At 41.5% G+C, this 20,124-nt stretch carries 18 protein-coding genes; 11 read left to right on the top strand and 7 right to left on the bottom strand.

The window, feature by feature from the left end; genetic code table 11:
• Nucleotides 1-174: 174 nt before the first annotated feature.
• Nucleotides 175-462, bottom strand: coding sequence for a PBPRA1643 family SWIM/SEC-C metal-binding motif protein (locus VMW78_07045; protein HUV50755.1), 288 nt, complete (start codon nt 460-462; stop codon nt 175-177).
• A 211-nt stretch (nt 463-673) separates the two neighbouring features.
• On the opposite strand from VMW78_07045, the gene VMW78_07040 reads away from it, so the two are divergent.
• Nucleotides 674-853 (top strand): hypothetical protein, encoded by a 180-nt coding sequence (locus VMW78_07040; GenBank protein HUV50754.1) that lies wholly within the window; start codon nt 674-676, stop codon nt 851-853.
• Between the two features lie 14 nt (nt 854-867).
• Nucleotides 868-1,293, top strand: coding sequence for an alternative ribosome rescue aminoacyl-tRNA hydrolase ArfB (gene arfB / locus VMW78_07035; protein ID HUV50753.1), 426 nt, complete (start codon nt 868-870; stop codon nt 1,291-1,293).
• A gap of 1 nt (nt 1,294) precedes the next feature.
• On the opposite strand, the gene VMW78_07030 is transcribed toward arfB, so the two are convergent.
• Nucleotides 1,295-3,160 (bottom strand): ABC-F family ATP-binding cassette domain-containing protein, encoded by a 1,866-nt coding sequence (locus tag VMW78_07030; protein HUV50752.1) that lies wholly within the window; start codon nt 3,158-3,160, stop codon nt 1,295-1,297.
• Between the two features lie 235 nt (nt 3,161-3,395).
• Between VMW78_07030 and VMW78_07025 the strand changes: the two genes are divergently transcribed.
• Both VMW78_07025 and VMW78_07020 read left to right on the top strand, forming a co-directional pair.
• The gene (locus VMW78_07025) at nt 3,396-4,838 is read left to right on the top strand and encodes a hypothetical protein (protein ID HUV50751.1); all 1,443 of its coding nucleotides are present in this window, start codon (nt 3,396-3,398) and stop codon (nt 4,836-4,838) included.
• 41 nt (nt 4,839-4,879) lie between these two features.
• Nucleotides 4,880-5,089 carry a hypothetical protein gene (locus VMW78_07020; protein ID HUV50750.1) on the top strand — a complete coding sequence of 70 codons (210 nt, stop codon included), beginning with the start codon at nt 4,880-4,882 and terminating at the stop codon, nt 5,087-5,089.
• Here VMW78_07020 and panP read toward each other — a convergent pair.
• The gene (gene panP, locus VMW78_07015; protein HUV50749.1) at nt 5,086-6,705 is read right to left on the bottom strand and encodes a putative pyridoxal-dependent aspartate 1-decarboxylase; all 1,620 of its coding nucleotides are present in this window, start codon (nt 6,703-6,705) and stop codon (nt 5,086-5,088) included. The genes VMW78_07020 and panP overlap by 4 nt on opposite strands.
• Nucleotides 6,706-6,965: 260 nt before the next feature.
• Between panP and argC the strand changes: the two genes are divergently transcribed.
• From argC to VMW78_06995, 4 genes are all read left to right on the top strand, one after another.
• Complete coding sequence (argC, locus tag VMW78_07010) at nt 6,966-8,003, top strand: N-acetyl-gamma-glutamyl-phosphate reductase (GenBank protein HUV50748.1); 1,038 nt, start codon at nt 6,966-6,968, stop codon at nt 8,001-8,003.
• Between the two features lie 205 nt (nt 8,004-8,208).
• Nucleotides 8,209-9,135 carry a M23 family metallopeptidase gene (locus VMW78_07005; protein HUV50747.1) on the top strand — a complete coding sequence of 309 codons (927 nt, stop codon included), beginning with the start codon at nt 8,209-8,211 and terminating at the stop codon, nt 9,133-9,135.
• 312 nt (nt 9,136-9,447) lie between these two features.
• Nucleotides 9,448-11,973 (top strand): preprotein translocase subunit SecA, encoded by a 2,526-nt coding sequence (gene secA / locus VMW78_07000; protein HUV50746.1) that lies wholly within the window; start codon nt 9,448-9,450, stop codon nt 11,971-11,973.
• A gap of 313 nt (nt 11,974-12,286) precedes the next feature.
• Entirely contained in the window at nt 12,287-12,616 is a 330-nt protein-coding gene (locus tag VMW78_06995) for an HIT domain-containing protein (protein HUV50745.1), read from the top strand.
• Nucleotides 12,617-12,644: 28 nt separating this feature from the next.
• Here the strand turns inward: VMW78_06995 and larB are convergent, their stop codons facing one another.
• Entirely contained in the window at nt 12,645-13,394 is a 750-nt protein-coding gene (gene larB, locus VMW78_06990) for a nickel pincer cofactor biosynthesis protein LarB (protein HUV50744.1), read from the bottom strand.
• Nucleotides 13,395-13,501: 107 nt separating this feature from the next.
• Here larB and kdsB point away from each other — a divergent pair, with 107 nt between their 5' ends.
• The 3 genes from kdsB to efp all read left to right on the top strand — a co-directional run bounded on the left by kdsB (nt 13,502) and on the right by efp (nt 15,849).
• Nucleotides 13,502-14,254: a 3-deoxy-manno-octulosonate cytidylyltransferase gene (gene kdsB / locus VMW78_06985; protein HUV50743.1), complete on the top strand. Its 753-nt coding sequence runs from the start codon at nt 13,502-13,504 to the stop codon at nt 14,252-14,254.
• Nucleotides 14,247-15,095 carry a hypothetical protein gene (locus VMW78_06980; GenBank protein HUV50742.1) on the top strand — a complete coding sequence of 283 codons (849 nt, stop codon included), beginning with the start codon at nt 14,247-14,249 and terminating at the stop codon, nt 15,093-15,095. The genes kdsB and VMW78_06980 overlap by 8 nt, the downstream gene beginning before the upstream one ends.
• Before the next feature lie 184 nt (nt 15,096-15,279).
• Nucleotides 15,280-15,849, top strand: coding sequence for an elongation factor P (efp, locus tag VMW78_06975; protein HUV50741.1), 570 nt, complete (start codon nt 15,280-15,282; stop codon nt 15,847-15,849).
• Between the two features lie 26 nt (nt 15,850-15,875).
• Here the strand turns inward: efp and VMW78_06970 are convergent, their stop codons facing one another.
• Genes VMW78_06970 through VMW78_06960 form a run of 3 tightly spaced genes read right to left on the bottom strand, consistent with a single transcriptional unit; the run spans nt 15,876 to nt 19,931 of the window.
• Nucleotides 15,876-17,111: a hemolysin family protein gene (locus VMW78_06970; protein HUV50740.1), complete on the bottom strand. Its 1,236-nt coding sequence runs from the start codon at nt 17,109-17,111 to the stop codon at nt 15,876-15,878.
• The gene (locus VMW78_06965) at nt 17,108-18,127 is read right to left on the bottom strand and encodes a hemolysin family protein (GenBank protein HUV50739.1); all 1,020 of its coding nucleotides are present in this window, start codon (nt 18,125-18,127) and stop codon (nt 17,108-17,110) included. Before VMW78_06965 ends, VMW78_06970 begins: the two co-directional genes overlap by 4 nt.
• Nucleotides 18,128-18,149: 22 nt before the next feature.
• Nucleotides 18,150-19,931: an ARMT1-like domain-containing protein gene (locus VMW78_06960; GenBank protein HUV50738.1), complete on the bottom strand. Its 1,782-nt coding sequence runs from the start codon at nt 19,929-19,931 to the stop codon at nt 18,150-18,152.
• Between the last annotated feature and the right edge of the window lie 193 nt (nt 19,932-20,124).

Here is a 20,124-nt window from a genome sequence, read left to right as displayed (position 1 = left end):
TGGGACAACTTACGGGACGTTCTCAACTTTTAAACTTGGAACCTGCGGGGGAACCTGCGGAACATCCGTAAAAAAGCAAATAGCTATCTTTTAAGTATGGGAAGGCTTAGGGATTGCTTGTTACTTGACAAAGGATCCAATCATGTCGACCAACAGAGGCAATGTAAAATAGCCTTATTTGCCACAGCATTTTTTATACTTATTCCCGCTTCCACATGGGCACGGCTCATTGCGGCCAACTTTAGTTTCGGTTATTTTTGATTTTGGTGTATTCAATAATATTTCTAAATCGGTAATATCCTCTGGCTTATCCGGTTCTACTCCAATTGTATATTTCCAACACTTTTCTTCAAATATCAATGCTACTTCTTTCAATCTTTCTTCTGTTTGTACATTAACAACAGCAGGCTTCTTTTCAGTACCTAATTTTGCTGTCTTTTGACCGTTAAAAGTTTTTTCCATGTTTTCACCATTAAAAATTTTATAGGATTGAAGCTCCCCGCCGCAAGCAGCGGAAAATCTTCGACCGTAAGGAAGTTAGCCATTTTTTAGATTCGCCGGCTTTTGCGGTTCATCTACCGCATCGTATAAGAGATCAGATCGCATGTTTTGTTAAGATAAGGCACACCTCCTAAGAAGATAAACAAATCAGCCCTAATAAAACAGAGGAGGTATGCTCATAAAACTAAAAAATTATGGCAGAAATCAGAAAAAACGTAAAGGATATATTAAGCAAAGCGGACTTTTATTAGGTGGAATAGATGTGAGCAAGGCAAAGTATGATGCCTGTATAGGCACTTTGGAAGGTATAAGGGGGCTGCATTTGTTGCTCTTGAGAAAAAAACAACGATGATGTAAACTATTAAAATGATTTACATCACACCTGATATTAAAATAAGCGAAAATGAAATTAAGCTTCGGTTTATAAGGGCATCAGGCCCTGGAGGCCAGAATGTCAATAAGGTTTCCACGGCTGTTCAGCTTTGCTTTGATGTAAGAAATTCCACTTCTTTCTCCGATCAGGTTCGCTGTCGTTTGACCAGGCTTGCGGGCAGAAGAATTACAGCTCGCGGGATTCTTATTATTGAGGCCAGACGGTTTCGAACACAGGAAGGGAACCGGCAGGATGCGATTGGCCGTCTGATTAAATTAATTCAAAAAGCAGCTGAAAAACCTAAACCCCGCATTAAGACCAAACCGAGCCTTGCATCAAGTAAACGCCTGCTGGCAGCTAAAAAGAGGCGAAGTAGAATCAAACGGATGAGAGGGCTGGTTTCAACTTCCGAGGATTAGCTCAAGCCATTGCGTCCAGGTTCTCCAGTTGTTTCTCAAATTCAGCCTGCTTTTTCTCCAGCGCAATTGTCAGGGATTCAAGTTCATCATACAGGCTGTCGACAGTGGCCTGCCGTGTGTTAAGCTGTCTGGAAAGATTGGCAATTTTTGAGCCGTCACCGCTTACTGAAGCCGAGACCAGGTCTTTATTGATCTGTGCGATTTCAGTTTCGCCGCGTTCTATTTCTTTTTCCGCCTTCAACATACGGTTTTGCATGGGTTTTAATGTTTTTCCTTTTTCAATGATGATTTCAGACCGCTTTTTACGCAGGTTTTTCCGGTTCGGCCGGCCGGCGTTATTTTCAACTGAATTTTTGGTCTGGTCTGGTTTTCCTCTGCGATCTTCATCTTCCCACCCGCTTTTTTCCAGAAACTGCTGATACCCCCCGTGAAAAACCTCCTGGTGGTCGCTCCGAAAGACGATGAGCTTTTTGGCAAGGGCATGGAGAAACATTTCATTATGGGTCACCATAATAACCGTGCCGTTGAAGTTGTCGATGGCCGCAAGCAGAGCATCGCATGCATCCATATCCAGGTGGTTGGTTGGCTCATCCAGAAGCAGCAGGTTGACCGGTGTGACCATAAGCTTGCCCAGCATCACCCGGCTTTTTTCACCCCCGGAAAGTACGCTGATTTTTTTAAGCGCATCATCACCGGAAAACATCATGGCCCCGCATATGTTTCTGGCTGTCTGACGATCCACATCATGGTGGGAATAAAGGATTTCTTCTTCCACTGTGCGGGTGTCTATTAGACTTTTGATGTTGGTTTGCTCAAAAACACCTCGGGTTATGTTGGGGTTGCAAGCGATTTCTCCAGAATGTGGCGCGAGACTATCGGCCAGGAGCTTGAGCAGAGTGGTTTTGCCTTTGCCGTTTTTGCCGATCACGCAGACCCGTTCACCGGCGGTAACGGTAAAATCCAGATTTTGAATCAGCGGCTTTTTTGTATCATAGGAAAATGTCAGGTTTTTTACGCTCATCACATGTTTTCCGGGAAACGGTTTGGATCGAAATGAAAAGCCAAGGGATTTGATGGTCTCCAGCTTTTCCAGTTTTTCCATTTTGGCCAGGGCCTTGATACGGGACTGGACGAGGTTTGCCAGCCTGGCTTTAGCCCTGAACCGGTTGATGAACAGTTCGGTTTCCTTTTGGTGTTTTTCATCGTTGATCCGGGTTTTTTCGTAGATTTCTTCATCCAGGGCAATCTGCGAATAGTACTTTTCGGTATTTCCGGCGATTTTGCGAATCTTTTTGCGATGAATACCCATGGTGTGGGTCACGATTCCGTCCATAAAGCTGCGGTCATGGGTGATAAGCATAAGTTCGCGGGGCCAGCCCGACAAAAAACGGGTAATCCATCGGATTGAGGTTATATCCAGGTAATTTGTGGGTTCGTCCAGAAGCAGCAGGTCCGGCTCGGCAACCAAAATCTTGGCCAGGTTCAGCCGTACCTGGAAACCGCCGGAAAATTCCCCGGGATGCCGCTGCATGTCCGATGCGGTAAATCCCAGTCCAAACAGGATTTTTTCAACCTTCCAGTGATGGTCCTGTTCAGCCTCGGAAAGTCCTGTCATGCCTTCGGCCAGAACCGTATCCCTGGTAAACTCAATCTGCTGGCTGACACAACCGATACAATAGTTCTTGGGCGTGGTGATCAATCCTGAATCCGGATGCACCTCTCCGGTGATGAGCTTAAGCAGGGTGGTTTTACCATGCCCGTTTCGTCCGACAACGCCAACCCGCTGTCTGGAGTTTATCCTGAAACTTGCGTTGTCAAACAGGACGTGATTGCCGTAGCTTTTTGATAGATTTTCAATGCTGATCATGTTTATTAAGTGTTAAGTGTTAGGTGTTAAGTGTATTATATTTTGATTGTGAATATCCCAATTAAACTCGATAAGCAAGCATCTCCTTTTCCCTTTACTCACGGCACATCTCCTGTTATTCTTTTAAAGTTATAAGGGTTTAAGGAGCAGGTGCCATGTTAAAGTAATTATCTGTTTTATCAAGCTCTTAACACTTAACACCTAACACTTAAAACGTTTTGTAAAAATATACATAATGACGGAAATTAACTATAAGGAATTTAAGGATTATCTGAAAAAGCCTGATAAGGACGGGTTTGCCCCTGTGTATCTGATTTTCGGAGAGGAACTGCTTTGCAAGGCAGTGTTTGAAGAGCTTTTAAATAAATTGCTTTCCGGTCAGGTTAGTGGGTTAAACTATGAACCTGTAGATGGAGCCGATGAGAAAATTAATGACGCGCTGCAGCGTATAAACACATATTCTCTTTTGCAGGGCACAAAGGTTGTGGCTATTTGCGACACACAGATATTTTATTCAAAACTAAACGAAAAGGCTCTTATAGAAAAAGCAAAGAATGAATATAATAACGACAATATTCAAAAGGCTGCAAACTATCTTCTAAGCCTTCTCGGGCTTTTGAACCTTTCCTTTGACGATATAAGCAAGGCAAGCATAGACAAAGCATTAAAACTTGATGTTGACGGATCGGCTGATGGAGAATGGCTTGATAGAACCGTCGATTATTGTATGGCCGGCGGCCTGACTCCATCTAAAGGAGAGGATAAAGGAAAACTTTTGCAGCAGGCCATTGAGAATGGATTCCCCCAAAATAATCATCTGATAATTACCGCTGATATGATTGATAAAAGAAAGGGCCTTTATAAAGTTATAAATAAATGCGGAATGATTGTTGATTGCTCTGTCCCAAAAGGTGAACGAAGAGCAGACAAAATGGCCCAGGAAAGGGTTCTTTATGAAAGCATGGAAACTGTTCTCACAAAAAATAAAAAGAGAATGGATAAGGCCGCAATTGCCGCCATGTTTGAAATGACCGGTTTTAACATCCGCTCATTTTTAAATAATCTGGAGAAACTTATCAGTTATGTTGGTGAGCGAAACAGAATAACAATTGATGATGTAAAGTTTATTGTAAAACGCACAAAAACAGATCCAATATTTGAGCTGACAAATGCAATATCAGGCCGTAACTTAGGAAAAGCCCTTTTTTTTCTGAATTCTCTTCTGCCTCAATTAGATCATCCTCTTCAATTGTTTGCGGCAATAACAAATCAGGTTAGAAAGCTTTTGCTGATTAAGGGTTTTGTTGAAAGCCGGCATGGGAGGGCATGGCATGCCGGTATCAGGTTTGATCAGTTTCAGAGTGCTGTTATGCCTGCAATCAAGGAGTATGACAACGACCTGTTGAGCCTGCTGGAAGATTGGGAAAGCATGCTTTCGAAAAATGTTAAAGCAGGCAAAAGCAAATCAGCCGTGGACCTGCTGATCGCGCAAAACCCGAACAACCCTTATCCCGTTTACCAGATGCTTCTCAGCTCTGAAAAGTTTACGACAAATGAACTCATTGAAGATATTAAGAGCTTGAGTGAAACTGATTTGCGGCTTAAGTCAACCGGAGAGAATCCAAAAATTATATTGGAAAAGGTGATTTTTCATATTTGCGGTGGTTTGAAAAGCTAATATTTTTTAGTTACTGTTTTTATTGCTAAGGAGAAAAGAATATGGGGTTTATAAGACGCCAGGAAGAGAGTCTGACCATGCGTTATTTATTATGGCAATATCAGAAAAAACAGATTCCCACCCCTCCGCATGAAGATCTGGAGAAGCAGGCCGGTCAAATAGTTGATGATGCGCATCGTATAGCTCGTGAAAGAGGAAGCAATCTTATTTCCATCATTAAAGAACTGGTCAAAGATATTAAAAAAGGTTAAATCTCAAAATTACTTTTAAATATTTCTTCCTGTTCATCAAGGATTTCATTTAGAATCTTTATGTTTGTCATGGGATTCATTATTACGCAGCGAAAAACAACAATATCTTTTCCATGCCTGTTTGATATTTTTAATTTTGTTCGTGAAACAAAACTCTTTCCAGCCTCCCTTTGCAGCCTTTGAACAGCCGTGTTTGTTTTGTTTAATTTTTTGTTAATGTTGCATATCTGTTCAGGATTACCCCGGGCTAACCGGCGCTGAATATGGAAGGGGCATATTCTGTAGGTAAGAATGTTAAGCTCCGGGTGCGTTATTAGCTGGAAGTCCGGTCTTTTCTCGATTTCTTCGGCAAACTTCAGGCATGTGTCAATCCCATGCTCAATCAGCAGCGCATAACCCCTGCTTCCCATTATTTTAAGCGCGCTGTCCAGTATAATAGAGCTTGCCTCCCTTGACCCTGCAAGCGATTTTATGCCAAGATCAACGGAACCCGGGCGGTTTACATAGTTTGCATGATATGAGACAGAATCCATGATCGAAGGGTCCTTAAAGACAACCATGCCGCAGCCCATCGGCATATAAAACTGTTTATGGCCGTCTATTGTCACGGAATCCGCAAGGTTTATACCTTTAAGCAGATGCCTGTATTTTTCAGACATTAGCGTCGGGCCACCCCATGTGGCATCCACATGAAAGTGAATCCTGTTTTCTGCGCATATTTCTCCTATTTCAGGCAGAGGATCGACGGTCCCGGTTTCCGTGGTTCCGGCAATGCCGACAATAGCAATAATCTTTGTTTTAATTGAGCTGGTTTTTATGTCTTTGATCGCTTTTTTTAGACTATTCAAGTCCATGCGGTTGTTGGCATCAACATCAATTATTATAATGTTTTGATTGCCTATTCCAAGAATACCACCGGCTTTTTTAAGGCAATAGTGACCAAGTCTTGATGCCAGTATAACGCACCTTTCTGTCTGGTATGCTTTGTATGCGGCATGTATTCCTTCCTGCTCAACGCCGGTAAAACCATTTTTTGGCGCAAGCAGGGAGTTTCTGGCGACCCAGAAAGCTGTGAGATTTGCCAGGGTGCCATCTTCAATAAAACAGCCTAACGTGGTTAGGATATTCTGGACATGCCTTTCATAGAAAGATTCATCTTCTTCGTAGATCAGCCTGTGAATTTTGGCTATAACCTGTTTTTCCAAAATTGAGACAACCTTTGATGTTTCAATTTTAACTACATTTTGATTGAGCGCTGCGACTATGGTTTTGAGATGAACCATGAAAAATGGAATTGCGGAAGTCATGTGGCCAACAAAATAGGGTGAGGTAACATTGACGGCGTGTGGCGCAATATTCTCGACAAGATCTGTTATCACATCCGCGAGTTTCTTTTCAGGATTTTTACTGATAAGGGTATTGGTAAAGTTTTTTGATAAATCCTTGAGGCTGACCTCTTCGGTGATGCCGACATGTTTCTTGAGAAAATCGTGAAGCCCGAAAAATATCTGCTCCATGTATTTGACAAGAGTGGACCTGGAAGCATCATCTTCATGATTAATAAATGTTCTCATTAGAGTCTGCCAGTCGGCGACGAGTTCTGGTTTCTTTTCCAAACTGTTTTTATCCTTTATTACTCAAGTTGGGTTAAGGTAATTATTTGTTCTATCAATTACTTAACACACGACAATGACACTTGACACATTTTACTTAACACGACCTGTATTTGATTCCAAGCAAATCTTTTATGCAAATATCCTTGATAAAGCCTGAGGCCTTTGATAAATGGTAACCGTTCACGGTTCACGGTTTATAAGTAAGTACCTTCGTTAACTGTAAACTGTGAACGGTTACTTTGTTTTAATCAGGAGGATATATGATCAGGGTCGGCGTAATCGGCGCAACAGGATATGCTGGAGCGGAGCTTGTCAGGATACTTTTGGGACATCCGGATGTCCAGCTGACAGCCTTAACATCCCGCAAGTATGTGGGGATGAAATATGACAGGATTTATCCCTCGATGGCAGGTTTTGTAAACCTGGCTTGCGAAGAATTTAATGAGGACAGGTTTTGCGATAAAGTGGATATAATATATATTGCCCTGCCTCACAGGCTTCCCATGGAAATTGTTCCCGGCTTGATGAGGCATGGCAAAAAGGTCATAGATCTTTCCGCTGATTTCAGGTTCAAGGATGTTTTGAGGTATGAAAAATATTATCAGCCGCATACTGCAAAAGAGCTGCTTAAAGAAGCGGTTTACGGTCTTTGCGAAATTTATTTTGATAAAATAAAAAATGCCTCTCTGATAGGCAATCCAGGATGTTATCCAACCAGCGTTCTTTTGCCTCTTATGCCTTTGCTTAAAGGAGATTTTATAGATATCAATACAATTATCGCAGATTCAAAGTCAGGGGTTAGCGGAGCAGGGCGATCTTTTTCGCTGACAAGCCATTTTTGCGAGGCAAATGAATCATTCAAGGCATACAAAGTCGCCCAGCACAGGCATTGTCCTGAAATGGAAGAAATTCTGAGCACAGAAGCAAAAAAGCCGGTGAGAATAACATTTGTGCCGCACCTTGTTCCCATGACGCGCGGCATGCTTACAACGATATATGTAAATCTTGAGAAAAAAATCAGCGTTGAAGAAATACACAGCTGTATTTCCTCTTTTTATGCAGGGCATCCTTTTATTCGTATATGCCCTGAAAATCGGGTTCCCGACACCTTGCATGTGAGGGGAACCAATTACTGCGATATAGGTTTTAGCATAGATGAACCAAACAAACGGCTGATAATAATTTCTGCGATAGATAACCTTGTGAAGGGGGCTGCGGGCCAGGCTGTTCAAAATATGAATATCATGCTTGGCCTGGATGAAACCAGGGGGCTAAATAATGTTCCTTTTCCTGTTTAGAAATGCAAAATTGACGGTTCTGAGGTGCGCACTGCGAATTTAATGACATTTCTTTTTATTTTTCAGGTGTTACTGACTTGACAAACCTATAATTTATATGATAACGAACAAAACTGAAGTTCTGAAGTTTTCGCATCCTTTGTCTGCGTGCAATGCACAGGCAGACAAAATTGAATATTTTTGGAACTCACAAAGGTCTCAATTTATGCAGCGAAAAACCACATTTTTTATTTTAAGCGATTCAGGCTCTCCAATAAAACAGGCAACTGTTTCCGGAACATTTTTACGTTTTTCAGGCCTTTTTGTCGCAGCTATCATCATGTTTTTTGGTTTTGTAATGTATGACTATTATGATGTTAAGCTGAAATTATCAAATATCAGAAAGATGGAGACCAATGTTTCCGACCAGTCTGATATAATAATCGGCCAGCGCAAGCAGATAAAAAACTTTGCAGATGAAATCAATTCCTTAAAGTCAAAAATGGTTGAGCTAAACAGTTTTGAAAAACAGATAAGAATCGTTGCCAATATTGAAAAACCTGCTGGTGAGGACAACCTTTTTGGCATCGGCGGTTCAATGCCTGATGATCTTGACACACAGATTCCTCTTGAGGATAAGCACAACAGTCTGGTTCGTGAAATGCACGAGCAGACAGGGCAGCTTGATTTTGCATCAACAAATCAAAAGCAGGGGTTTGAGTCGCTGCTGAAACATCTTGAAGATCAACGAAACCTTCTTGCTTCAACACCTGCTGTACGCCCGCTAAGCGGGTGGATATCATCAAGATTCGGATACCGCGTATCCCCCTTTACCGGTTTGCGCGAATTTCACAAAGGCTTGGATATTGCTACGCGGATGGGTACACCTGTAATTGCCACTGCTGATGGGGCCGTAACATTTGCCGACAGAAAAGGCCTGCTTGGCAAAGTAATTATTATTGATCATGGACATGGAATGGTTACCCGTTATGCGCATCTTCAGAAGATATTAAAAAAACCAGGCGAGTCTGTAAAGCGGGGCGAGACCATTGCGCTTGTCGGTAATACAGGCAGAACCACAGGCCCTCATCTCCATTATGAGGTTCATCTTAACGGGATTCCGTTTAATCCTGAAACATACATACTCAATTAGCGACCTTTGAAAAACGCCCCCTTTTGCTCAGATGGTTCACTTCGTGTCGGCGTCAGGCTTAAGTATAATTTTGAGTTTTTAATTTTGAATGAAGGAAAAAGTCCGATTTTAATTCAAAATTCAACATTTAAAATTAACAATTCTCTATATATTCTTTAGTTCCTTTCTTTTTCTTGTCTTTAAGTGAGCTTGCGCCTCCCTGTAATTCCCGGTTTTAAAAACAGCAACTTAAATTCTTCATGGACATTTTGTGGAGTTCATTTTATTATAAAAAATCGAATTCACAAGGTATTTATTAGGAGTATTTTATAGATAATGTTTAATTTTTTGACAAAAATATTTGGAAGCAAAAACGAACGGGAATTAAAAAAGCTGCAACCTGTTGTAGATAAGATTAATGCTCTTGAACCTGAAATGCAGGCCATGAATGATGACCGGCTGAAAGGTCAGACGGTTTTGTTTAAGCAGCGGCTTGAAAATGGGGCATCCCTTGAAGATATTCTTCCCGAAGCATTTGCAACTGTGAGGGAAGCTTCGGTGCGCACTCTCAAGATGCGTCATTTTGATGCCCAGCTTGTTGGCGGGATTGTTCTGCATGAGGGTAAGATCGCTGAAATGAAGACAGGTGAGGGGAAAACACTGGCTGCCACCCTTCCTGTATATTTAAATGCTCTTTCAGGCAGAGGAGTGCATGTTGTTACTGTGAACGATTATCTGGCAAAGCGTGATACAGAATGGATGGGACAGATTTATAATTTTTTAGGTCTTTCTGTTGATTCCCTGTTGCACGGCATGGATGATGTTGAGCACAAAAAGGCTTATAGCGCAGACATTACCTATGGCACGAACAATGAGTTCGGCTTTGACTATCTGCGGGATAATATGAAGTTCGAGAGAGACTCAATTGTCCAGCGGGAACTCAACTTTGCCATAGTGGATGAGGTGGACAGCATATTAATCGATGAGGCAAGAACCCCGCTTATTATATCCGGTCCTGCTGAAAAATCAACCGATCTATACTACCAGGTAAACAGGATAATACCGAGCCTTGCGCAGGACAAAGATTATGTTGTTGACGAAAAGGCCAGAACAGCGGTTATGACCGACAAAGGAATAGCAAAAGCTGAAAGCCTTCTTAATGCAGACAATTTATACGACCCAAAACATATTGAGCTTCTTCATCATATTAATCAGGCGCTAAAGGCTCATACCCTCTTTAAGCGCGATGTTGATTATATTGTAAAGGATGGCGAGGTAATCATAGTAGATGAGTTTACAGGTCGCCTTATGCCGGGCCGCCGCTACAGTGAAGGGCTGCACCAGGCGCTTGAAGCCAAGGAAAATGTCAGGATAGAAAACGAAAACCAGACCCTTGCAACAATTACCTTTCAAAACTATTTCCGTATGTATGATAAGCTTGCAGGCATGACAGGTACGGCTGATACTGAAGCTGCTGAATTTAAAAAGATTTATAATCTTGACGTTATGGTTATTCCCACCAACAAACAGATGATAAGGGTCGATTTTCCTGATGTTATTTATAAAACCAGAAAAGAGAAGTTTGAAGCAGCCATGAATGAAATAATCGATTTGCATAAAATAGGCCAGCCTGTTCTTGTAGGCACGGTTTCAATCGATATTTCGGAAAAATTCAGCAACCAGTTAAAAGTAAAAGGCATCAAGCATTCCGTGCTTAATGCAAAAAACCATGAAAAAGAGGCGGAGATTATTTCCAAGGCAGGTCAGAAAGGGGCGGTTACAATTTCAACAAGCATGGCAGGCCGCGGGACCGACATAGTATTAGGCGAAGGAGTAACCGAGCTGGGAGGGTTGCATATCCTTGGCACAGAAAGGCATGAGAGCAGACGCATTGATAATCAGCTTAGAGGCCGTTCCGGAAGACAGGGCGATCCTGGATCGTCCCGTTTTTACCTTGCTCTTGAGGATGATCTTCTCCGTATATTCGGTGGAGAACGCATGACATCGATTATGGATAGATTAGGCATGGAGGAGGGAGAGCCGATTGAACATAATCTTATAAGTAAAGCAATAGAAAATGCCCAGGCAAAGGTTGAAGGGCACAACTTTGATATCCGCAAGCAGCTTATTGAGTATGATGATGTAATGAACCAGCAGAGGGAGGTCATTTACAGGCAGCGCCACGAAGCATTGACAGGCAAAAACCTGAAAAGCTCTATTGTTGATATGATTTGTGAACAGGCCGGAAATATTGCCGGTATTTTTGCCGAGGAAAAGGTTCTTCCCGAAGAATGGGATATAAAAGGGCTTAATGAGGCGGTATTTAAGCAGTTTAATTTTCGTTTGGACAGGATAGATGATGACACATTAGATGGTCTGACAGGGGAAGGGCTTGACCAGTTGATTTCTGATGCTGCCATCAAGGTATATGATGAAAAGGAGGCCGAGATAGGGGCGGAAAATATCAGGAGACTGGAACGGATTATAATGCTGCAGACTGTAGATAACCTGTGGAAGGATCATCTCCTCAGCATGGATCATCTGAAGGAGGGAATCGGTCTTAGAGGCTATGCTCAGCAGAATCCTTTGATTGTTTATAAAAAGGAAGGATTTGAAATGTTTCAGGATATGATCTCCAGGATAAAGGAGGAGATTGTTGGAGTTCTGTTTAGAGTGCAGATATCCGAACCTGAAAAGATTGATAATTTAAGGAGGTCGGAAGAGAAAAATCTTGTATTTTCCAGCGGGGCTGAAGGTGAAATAAAAAAACCGGTCAGGCGAACGGAAAATAAGGTTGGGAGAAATACTCCGTGTCCATGCGGGAGTGGCAAGAAGTATAAGAAGTGTTGCGGAAAATAGAAGGCAGGGGGCAGGAGGCGGAAGTCAGGAAGCACGGGTAAAACGCTAAGGGCCAAAATAAATTTTTAAAGCAAAATATTATACCTTAAGCTTCGACAACGGCACCAATAACAGGCATTAAGACAATGCTTGAAACCACGTATGAGTTTAGTAAGTTATATATCCTTTGTGCCTGTACTTGGCACAAGTCGTGAAGTGCTGGTTAAAAAAGACAAATAAATCATTTCGCTTGAAAAATTGAATTTGGCTCCTTTACCGTATTGAGCTTGATAGAAATTAAGGGCGCGAAACTTGAGTAATGATGGTGACTGATATGGAAAAAGACTGTATTTTTTGTGATATTATAAATGGCAAGATGGGAACCAAATTCTTATATGAAAACCAAACACTTGTGATTTTTAAAGATATTAATCCTGCGGCCCCTGTTCATCTTTTGATTGTGCCCAGGAAACATATAAGGAGTGTAAATGATTTAAAGGAAGAGGACAAAAAGATAGTATCTGAAATGATAATGGCCGGCAAGGACATGGCAAAGAAGGAGGGGGTCGCAAAATCAGGCTATAAGCTCCTTTTTAACGTGGAAAAGGGAGGTGGACAGATTATTTTTCATATACATCTGCACCTTATTGGCGGGTGGGAATAACAGGTGTACAGGCTGTTAGGGTTGTATTTTATACCCTGTTTATTGCAGATGCCATATATCCTGCTCCAAATCCATTGTCTATGTTAACCACTGCAACATTTGAGCTGCAGGAGTTTAGCATGGCAAAAAGGGCTGTCAGGCCTGAAAAACTTGTGCCATAACCTGTGCTGGTGGGAACAGCTATTATCGGGCTGCCGGTCATTCCTGCGATCACGCTTGGAAGCGCACCTTCCATCCCCGCGACGACAATAAGAACCGAAGCCCTTTCAATCAAATCTTTATGGTCGAACAACCTGTGAATTCCTGCAACGCCGACATCAAAAACCGCTTCAATATCATTGCCCATGGCTTTTGCCGTAAGATATGCCTCTTTTGCGACAGGTATGTCGGAAGTACCTGCCGAAATTACAAGTATCATTCCTTTTCCCTGTTTCGGGGTTTTGTTTCCCCCCCAGATTATCATCTTTGCATCATTGTGATATGCAGCATCCTTAAAGCGGGAAATTACCTTTTCAGCCTTTTTTCTGCTGATACGGGTAACAAGAATGATATTTTCCTGAAGAGCCATCCTTTCCATGATTCCGATAATCTGATCCGTACTCTTACCCTGGCCGAATATAACTTCAGGAAACCCCTTGCGAAGTGATCGGTTATGGTCTATATGTGCATATTCTATATCCTCAAAGGATATATGCGTCAGTTTTTTAGTTGCATCTTCGACAGAAATTTTGCCTTTGGCAACAGATTTAAGTAGATGATTAAGTAAGTTAGTATTCATTGTTAAGTGTTAGGTGTTAAGAGTTCGACTTTTTGCAAATTCACTATATACAATGCGGGGCATATAAAGCAAGAGGCAAGATACTTGTTTTTTATGGAGAAAGTAATATGAAAATAGTGGCAATTATTCCTTCAAGATACGGATCTACAAGATTTGACGGAAAGCCTCTTGCCCTTATCGCCGGGAAGCCGATGATAAGACTGGTTTATGAAAAAGCGATTCAGGCGGAAAGAATATCGGACGTTTTTGTGGCCACTGATGATCAACGAATTTATGATGCTGTTTTTGCTTTTGGCGGCAAGGCTGTTATGACTTCGGCCAAGAACAGATCCGGCACGGACAGAGTGGCTGAAGCTGCAGAGAAGCTCGGCCTTAATCCCGATGATATTATTGTAAATGTGCAGGGGGATCAGCCTCTTCTTAACCCGGTCTGTATTGATGAGCTTGTAGAGCCGTTTTTTGTTGATCCGGCTCTTGGGATGAGCACCCTTGCCTTTAAAATCATAAATAAAAATGAAATAACAAACCCAAAGGATGTAAAGGTTACATTTGACAGCGCTGGTTTTGCTCTTTATTTTTCCAGATCAGCGATACCATGCAGCCGTGATTTCTCCGGCAATTTTGATACTTACAAGCATCTGGGTTTTTATGCATATACAAGACGGTTTTTGGAAATATTCCGGAACCTGCCGGAAGGAAGGCTTGAGATGATAGAAAAGCTTGAACAGCTCCGGGCTCTTGAATACGGCCATAAAATCAAGGTGGTTGTAACAGATTATGATTCGCCCGAGGTTGATTTGCCGGAGGATATTGCAAGGGTAGAACAAATAATTATGATGGGAGTAAATTTTAATGGCTGAAACAGACCCCACAAAGTTCAGGATACGTATTGATGATAAAGTTCAGGATATTGGGTTTGAAGAAGAAATCAAGGATCGCCGTATTGAAAAATTAAGCTGGAGGATTACCTTTGTATCAATTTTGATTCCCTGCCTGATCGCGGTTATTCTATTTGTTGCTTATCTTGATATCAAGAAGAGGGTAGGCAGCGTGCACTCCACCGGCGAGGCTGTTTCTCAGAGCCTGGAATCAAAGCTATCATTGGTGTCGGACAAACAGGCAAAACTTGAAGAGATGCTTGTAAAAAAGCTCGAGCCTGTAGAAAAAACCATCCTTTCTTTACAGGCGGGATTGAAAGAGGCTGATACTGCCATAAGACATATCAGATCCGCAAGAACGGTCGATAATAAAATGCTAAAAGGGTCCATAGCCGATATCGAGAAGGAGTTAGGCTCTGTCCGAAAGAATTTGGAAAATGCCGCATCCGGAATCAAAACCCTTGATAAGAATCTGGCAGATCTTGGGAAAGGGTTTGATAAGGCAAAAAATGATTTAAATAAAATGCAAGCGGATATATCTCTGCTTTCTTCCGCCAAGATAGACGGAAAGGCGCTTGACAATGCTCTTGATAGTAAACAGAAGATTTATGAGCAAAAGCTAAAACAGATTACAGTGGATTTAGCAAATAAAGTTGAATCTATCCGGGAAAGGATAAAAAAGATCGAAATGAGCATACCGTCGGTTGCTGCTACATCAAAACCCATTCCCTTGAAAAAGCCGGCGGAAGAAACCGTAGGGCCACACGTAGTGCCACACGTAGCGCCACAGCCGGGGGCTATTATTGAGGAGGATATCAAATAAGATAACTTTGTAAAAAGTCCAAAAACACCGTTTTCCGTCATTCCGGCGAAAGCCGGACACGTAGTAACACGAAGTGAAGCATCAGCGCTATCCAGTAAATTCAATGAGTTCTGGATGCCGGATCAAGTCCGGCATGACGATTTCGAGACTTTTTACTAATTTATCAAACAATAAGGAGGTATAAATGCTTGAAAGCAGTGACCTGAGAAAAGGTCTTAAAATTGAGTTGGATGGAGATCCATATGTAATAGTTCGATTTGCCTTTCTAAAACCCGGTAAGGGGCATTCTCTCTATAAGTGTAAGTTAAAAAACATGCTTACAGGAGTTCAGTTTGATCGGACATTCAGATCAAGCGAGAAATTCCAGGAGGCTAATCTTGAAGAACGTGAAATGGAATATCTTTATTCAGATAATAACGGATACTGTTTCATGAACACATCTACATATGACCAGGAGTTTTTATCCAAAGAGCATGTTGATGAGTCGATGAAATTCTTAAAGGAAAATACTGTTTGCAATGTGCTTTTTTTTAAAGAAAAACCGATTGGCATATCGCTTCCCAACTTTATCGATTTAAGGATTATTAAAACCGAGCCCTGGGTTAAAGGTGATACTGCCGCGGGGAGCACAAAACCGGCAACACTTGAGACAGGTTTTCTTGTGCAGGTGCCTCCATTTATTGAGGAGGCTGAGCTTGTCAGGATAGATACCAGAACAGGTCAATATGTTGAGCGGGTAAAAGTTAAGTGTTAGGTGTTAAGATGATGAATTCGAGTTCATCAAAGATTAGTTTCTATAAGAATTTCGTTAATCGTTCTGTTGCTTGATTGCATGACGGTATATTTTACATTTTTGTATATTAATATTTCTCCCTTTTTGGGGATCTTTCCCATCTGTTTCAGAAGAAATCCTCCAATTGTTTCGTAATCTTCTTTGGGAAGATTAAGGTTTATTTTTTCATTGGCCTGCTCGATTTCCATTGCAGCATTTACCAGGAACCGGTTTTTGCTGAGCCTGACAAACTGGCCTGTTTCACTGTCGTATTCATCCCGGATTTCCCCAACAACCTCTTCGAGAATATCTTCAAGTGTAATAATACCCACAGCTCCGCCATATTCATCAACAACGATTGCAATGGAGTCGCGAGTTTTCTGGAAGGAAACCAGAAGATCATCAGCCTTTTTAAGTTCAGGCACAAAAACCGCTTTGCGCATAAATTGACCGATTTTTTCCAGAGTATCAGGGGTACCGAGTAGATCCCTGGCAAATATAACGCCTGTAAGATTGTCGATTCTATCTTTGAACACAGGGAGTTTGGAATAGCCGGTCCGGCCGATTATTTTTATGGCATCCTCTACTGTTGCAGTGTCTGGTATGGCTGTGACATTAACAAGAGGAACCATGACATCAGCAACATTCGATTCAGCAAGATGAAAAACCCTGTGTATGAGTTTTTTTTCCTTTTTCTGAAGATCGCTTTCTTCGCCCGACACCCTTAATATCAGCGCCAGATCCTTTCTGGTTATAAGATGTTGTTTTTTAAAGGCTTCCCGACCTGAACGGCCGTAAAACAGCCTGCTGGCCCCAAAAACCAGATATGTAACAGGGAATATAATACGTGATGCTATCCACAGGGTCTTGGCGATCCTCGGGGCGATTTTCGTTGCATTTTGCTGGAAAAGTGTTCTTGGTATTATTTCTCCAAACATCAAAAGCACGGGAGATATGATAATAATTGCCAAGGGTTCGCCATAGATTCCGAAAAGCTGGTGAAAGTATGTAGCAGAGATAACTGAGGATATTATCACGAACATATTTGTTCCTGTGCTGGTAGTCGCAAGGAACCATTGCTGGTCATTAATCATGTTCAGGGCAAGCCTGGCCCCTTTTGACCCTTTTGCAATCTCTTGCCTGAGTTTTAGCTTGTTTGAAGCTAACAGCATCATCTCAGAGCCGGAAAAAAAGGCCTGAATAAGGATGCAAACAGCTATTATAATTATGTTCAGGCTGATCATCCAGCTTCACCCATATCATGTTCATCATAGATTTCACCAAAGAGTTCTTCTAAAAGATCTTCCATTGTGACAAGCCCTGAAACCATTCCCTGCTCATTCAGGCAGATAGCAATATGTGTATGCTTCTGCTTTAAGGTATAAAAGAGCTCATCAACCATTTTTGTTTCAGGTATAAAAAATGGTTTTCTGCATATTTTCGGCAAAAGTTTTGTTTTGCCGTCGATCTTTTTAATTTTAACCTTTAACAGATCCTTTACATAAAGAATCCCAGTAATTTTATCAGCAGTTTCTTCGCGAACCGGGATCCTGGAGAAGTGGATCTCCTTAATATGTTTTAAAATCGTGTCTATATCCATATCTTCGGTCAGGCAGAACATTTTTTTCAGGGGGGTCATGACCTCAAAGACACGGGTGTCGCTAAACTCGAAAACATTGTGGATAAGCTCCTTTTCCATCTTTTTCAGCTCCCCCTCTTTGTGGCTCAGATCAACCATGTCGCGAAAATCATCTTCCATAATGGCAGGCAAAGCTTTTCTTCTTTCAGCGCCTGATAGTTTTATGATGGAGTTTGCGACATAATTGAAAACCCACCTCAGAGGTGAAATTAATCTTCCGAAAATATCAAGAGGCTTTGATACAAAGGGGGCGACACGCTCATTATGGGCTGCTGAAAATATCTTTGGTATTACCTCGGCAAATAACAGAGTCACAGGGGTCATGATGGCAATTGTAACCCATTTGCCCTGTTCGCCTATCATGGATACAAAGAGATACGTTGCAACAACGGATGCGGCTATATTTACAAGATCGTTGCCGATAAGGATTGTAATTATAAGCTGTTTCGGATGCATAAGAAGTTTGTCAATCAGAGCGGCGCTTTTATTTTTACTTTTTCTTATGCGTTCACGCTGCATTAGCGAGAGAGAAAATAGAGCGGTCTCCGATCCGGAGAAAAAACCGGAAATAATCAGCAGAAAAAATATTATGCTGATTTTGATGATTATCGTGAGTTCCAATTTGTCGTCCTACAATAAAAGCTTATTTTTGCCGGCAGATTTCACTTAGCCTTTGATCATACATCTTGCCTATGCCGTACTCTTTGCGTCGCATGAACCTTTCCTGCGGCGGTCCGATGATTTGCATTTCCGGATATTTCCGCTGTACTTCAAGGGCGATTTTCATTTCTTTTGTACATCCTGTGCTGAATGTGGCATCCTTGCCCACCCATTCAGGCGGGACCTTTTTATCCATACTCTGAAACACCTTAACAATATCCTCATATGTCTGAAATCGCCATATATCTATAAAGCCGCTTGTCTGGACGATTTTCCACATATACATAAGGTCATCCGCATCCATCCCTGACTCATAATATTCCGAGGGATTTATTATAAAGGTCATTGCAAACTGTTTCCTGAGGAGACTGATGGAAGCGGACATTATTTTCTTTGCCATTTCTATTTTTCCTGGTATGGAACCGATAATTCCACTGTAAAATATTACCGTCATTCCCTTTCCCCGGGACTCTTTCATTTGATCAATAATTGTTTTAGCCTTTTCTTCAAGGTCCGCATGAGAAAATTTGATTACCGCCGGATGTTTGGGCTTAAAACTTATCAGGACTGAACCCTTATTTCCGGCTGAGATGTTATATATATTTTGAGTAAATTGAAAATGAGCGTCAAAGAAACGCCGCCTTTGATCCTCTCCCCTTGATATTACACCGTCAACCTCTTTGAAAATTCTGGCAAATGTTGTGGATGCGAGAAGGAGGTTGAGATTTTCACTTGTTCCATCAGATATAACGATAATATTTTTATCGCTTCTCAACATATTAGCGAGTTCATTTTTGCCAAGGTTTTTTTCAGAAATAAATAATGCCCCTTTAAGCTTTCCGCTTAACATTTCATCTTCAACAGCGTCATAATAATCGATCTTGGTAAAAAAAGGTCCATCTTTGAAAGCAATAATAATTTTATGCCCCAAGTTTATAAGATAATTAATTATGGCGAAATCCACCATAATCTCTCCTGCTTCATCTGCCAGCCACAGTATTTTTTTGGATAGAGATTTTTCCTTGTCCTGAGCGCACAAAAAGTCAAACAGGGGTTCGACTCCGTTTCCGGAAAACCGGCGGTTAAAAAAACCAAGGTAATCATTTTGCGTGAAGTACGCGGTTTTATCGGACTCCCACAGAGAATGTTCCACTGACAGAGAAAGAAGCCTCTTTAGTTCCAGATAATGCAAGATTTTTTTAATGCTCGAAAGGGTTGAAGGAGAATTTTTCAGATCGTCAACATCTCCATGATTCATGGCATTGATTAAGGCATCTGAACTTAATGCGTTATTTGCTCGGCTATTTCGCAGTTTTTTTTCATAAATGTAAGGGTCTTCAATTTGGGTGCGGTTTAAGAAGATTCCCATCAGGCGCTTTTCAACGCGGGATGGTATCATGATTTCATCCCTTGTTTCATGCTGGTACTTGATTTTAATCAGCGACTCAAGATAGGCTTTTTCATCTGTATTCTCTATTTGACCGTCAATAACTTTAAGCATTTTCTGCAAAATCTCATGATATTTTTTCTGTAAAAATTCCGACCGGTTTCTGTTCATTATGGCTTCAAACATGCGATCTGAACATGGATAATACCGCTCATCCTCTTCTGTAAAGACAATGAATCTTATTTGTTCAGGTGTGGAAACATGGTCGGGGTAGGTATAATAGTCAATATGGTTTTCTATAAAAAATGCTGTAACCCATGCATCGGTCTCAGGGGTTTTTGGGGGCAACACCGGTCTTTTTGCATCAATATTTTTCAAAACTCTCTCCTCCTCTACCTTACGTTTTTTCAACCGTGAACCGATAGCCGTAAGCTGTCAACGGTTACCAAATACCTTATTAACAATATACACTATAAATGCTATCAATACAACAATATGATCTCTATTCGCCTTACTAAAAATTTATTAAATTGAGGAAAGAGAGATGCGGCCCCACAATTTCCCACCTAAA

Source organism: Anaerolineae bacterium (assembly GCA_035529315.1).
Lineage (GTDB): Bacteria > Desulfobacterota > Desulfobacteria > Desulfobacterales > ETH-SRB1 > Desulfaltia.
The sequence above is the reverse complement of the archived record's forward strand: the minus strand, read 5'-3'. Positions and strand labels throughout refer to the sequence as shown.

Bases quoted from the DNA above. Each gene is read 5' to 3' on its own strand.
- VMW78_07030 (HUV50752.1), bottom strand. From the start codon at position 3,160: ATGATCAGCATTGAAAATCTATCAAAAAGCTACGGCAATCACGTCCTG.
- VMW78_06980 (HUV50742.1), top strand. From the start codon at position 14,247: ATGGCTGAAACAGACCCCACAAAGTTCAGGATACGTATTGATGATAAA.
- arfB (HUV50753.1), top strand. From the start codon at position 868: ATGATTTACATCACACCTGATATTAAAATAAGCGAAAATGAAATTAAG.
- VMW78_07005 (HUV50747.1), top strand. From the start codon at position 8,209: ATGCAGCGAAAAACCACATTTTTTATTTTAAGCGATTCAGGCTCTCCA.
- VMW78_07040 (HUV50754.1), top strand. From the start codon at position 674: ATGCTCATAAAACTAAAAAATTATGGCAGAAATCAGAAAAAACGTAAA.
- VMW78_07025 (HUV50751.1), top strand. From the start codon at position 3,396: ATGACGGAAATTAACTATAAGGAATTTAAGGATTATCTGAAAAAGCCT.
- efp (HUV50741.1), top strand. From the start codon at position 15,280: ATGCTTGAAAGCAGTGACCTGAGAAAAGGTCTTAAAATTGAGTTGGAT.
- larB (HUV50744.1), bottom strand. From the start codon at position 13,394: ATGAATACTAACTTACTTAATCATCTACTTAAATCTGTTGCCAAAGGC.
- VMW78_07045 (HUV50755.1), bottom strand. From the start codon at position 462: ATGGAAAAAACTTTTAACGGTCAAAAGACAGCAAAATTAGGTACTGAA.
- VMW78_07020 (HUV50750.1), top strand. From the start codon at position 4,880: ATGGGGTTTATAAGACGCCAGGAAGAGAGTCTGACCATGCGTTATTTA.
- argC (HUV50748.1), top strand. From the start codon at position 6,966: ATGATCAGGGTCGGCGTAATCGGCGCAACAGGATATGCTGGAGCGGAG.
- VMW78_06970 (HUV50740.1), bottom strand. From the start codon at position 17,111: ATGATCAGCCTGAACATAATTATAATAGCTGTTTGCATCCTTATTCAG.
- kdsB (HUV50743.1), top strand. From the start codon at position 13,502: ATGAAAATAGTGGCAATTATTCCTTCAAGATACGGATCTACAAGATTT.
- VMW78_06995 (HUV50745.1), top strand. From the start codon at position 12,287: ATGGAAAAAGACTGTATTTTTTGTGATATTATAAATGGCAAGATGGGA.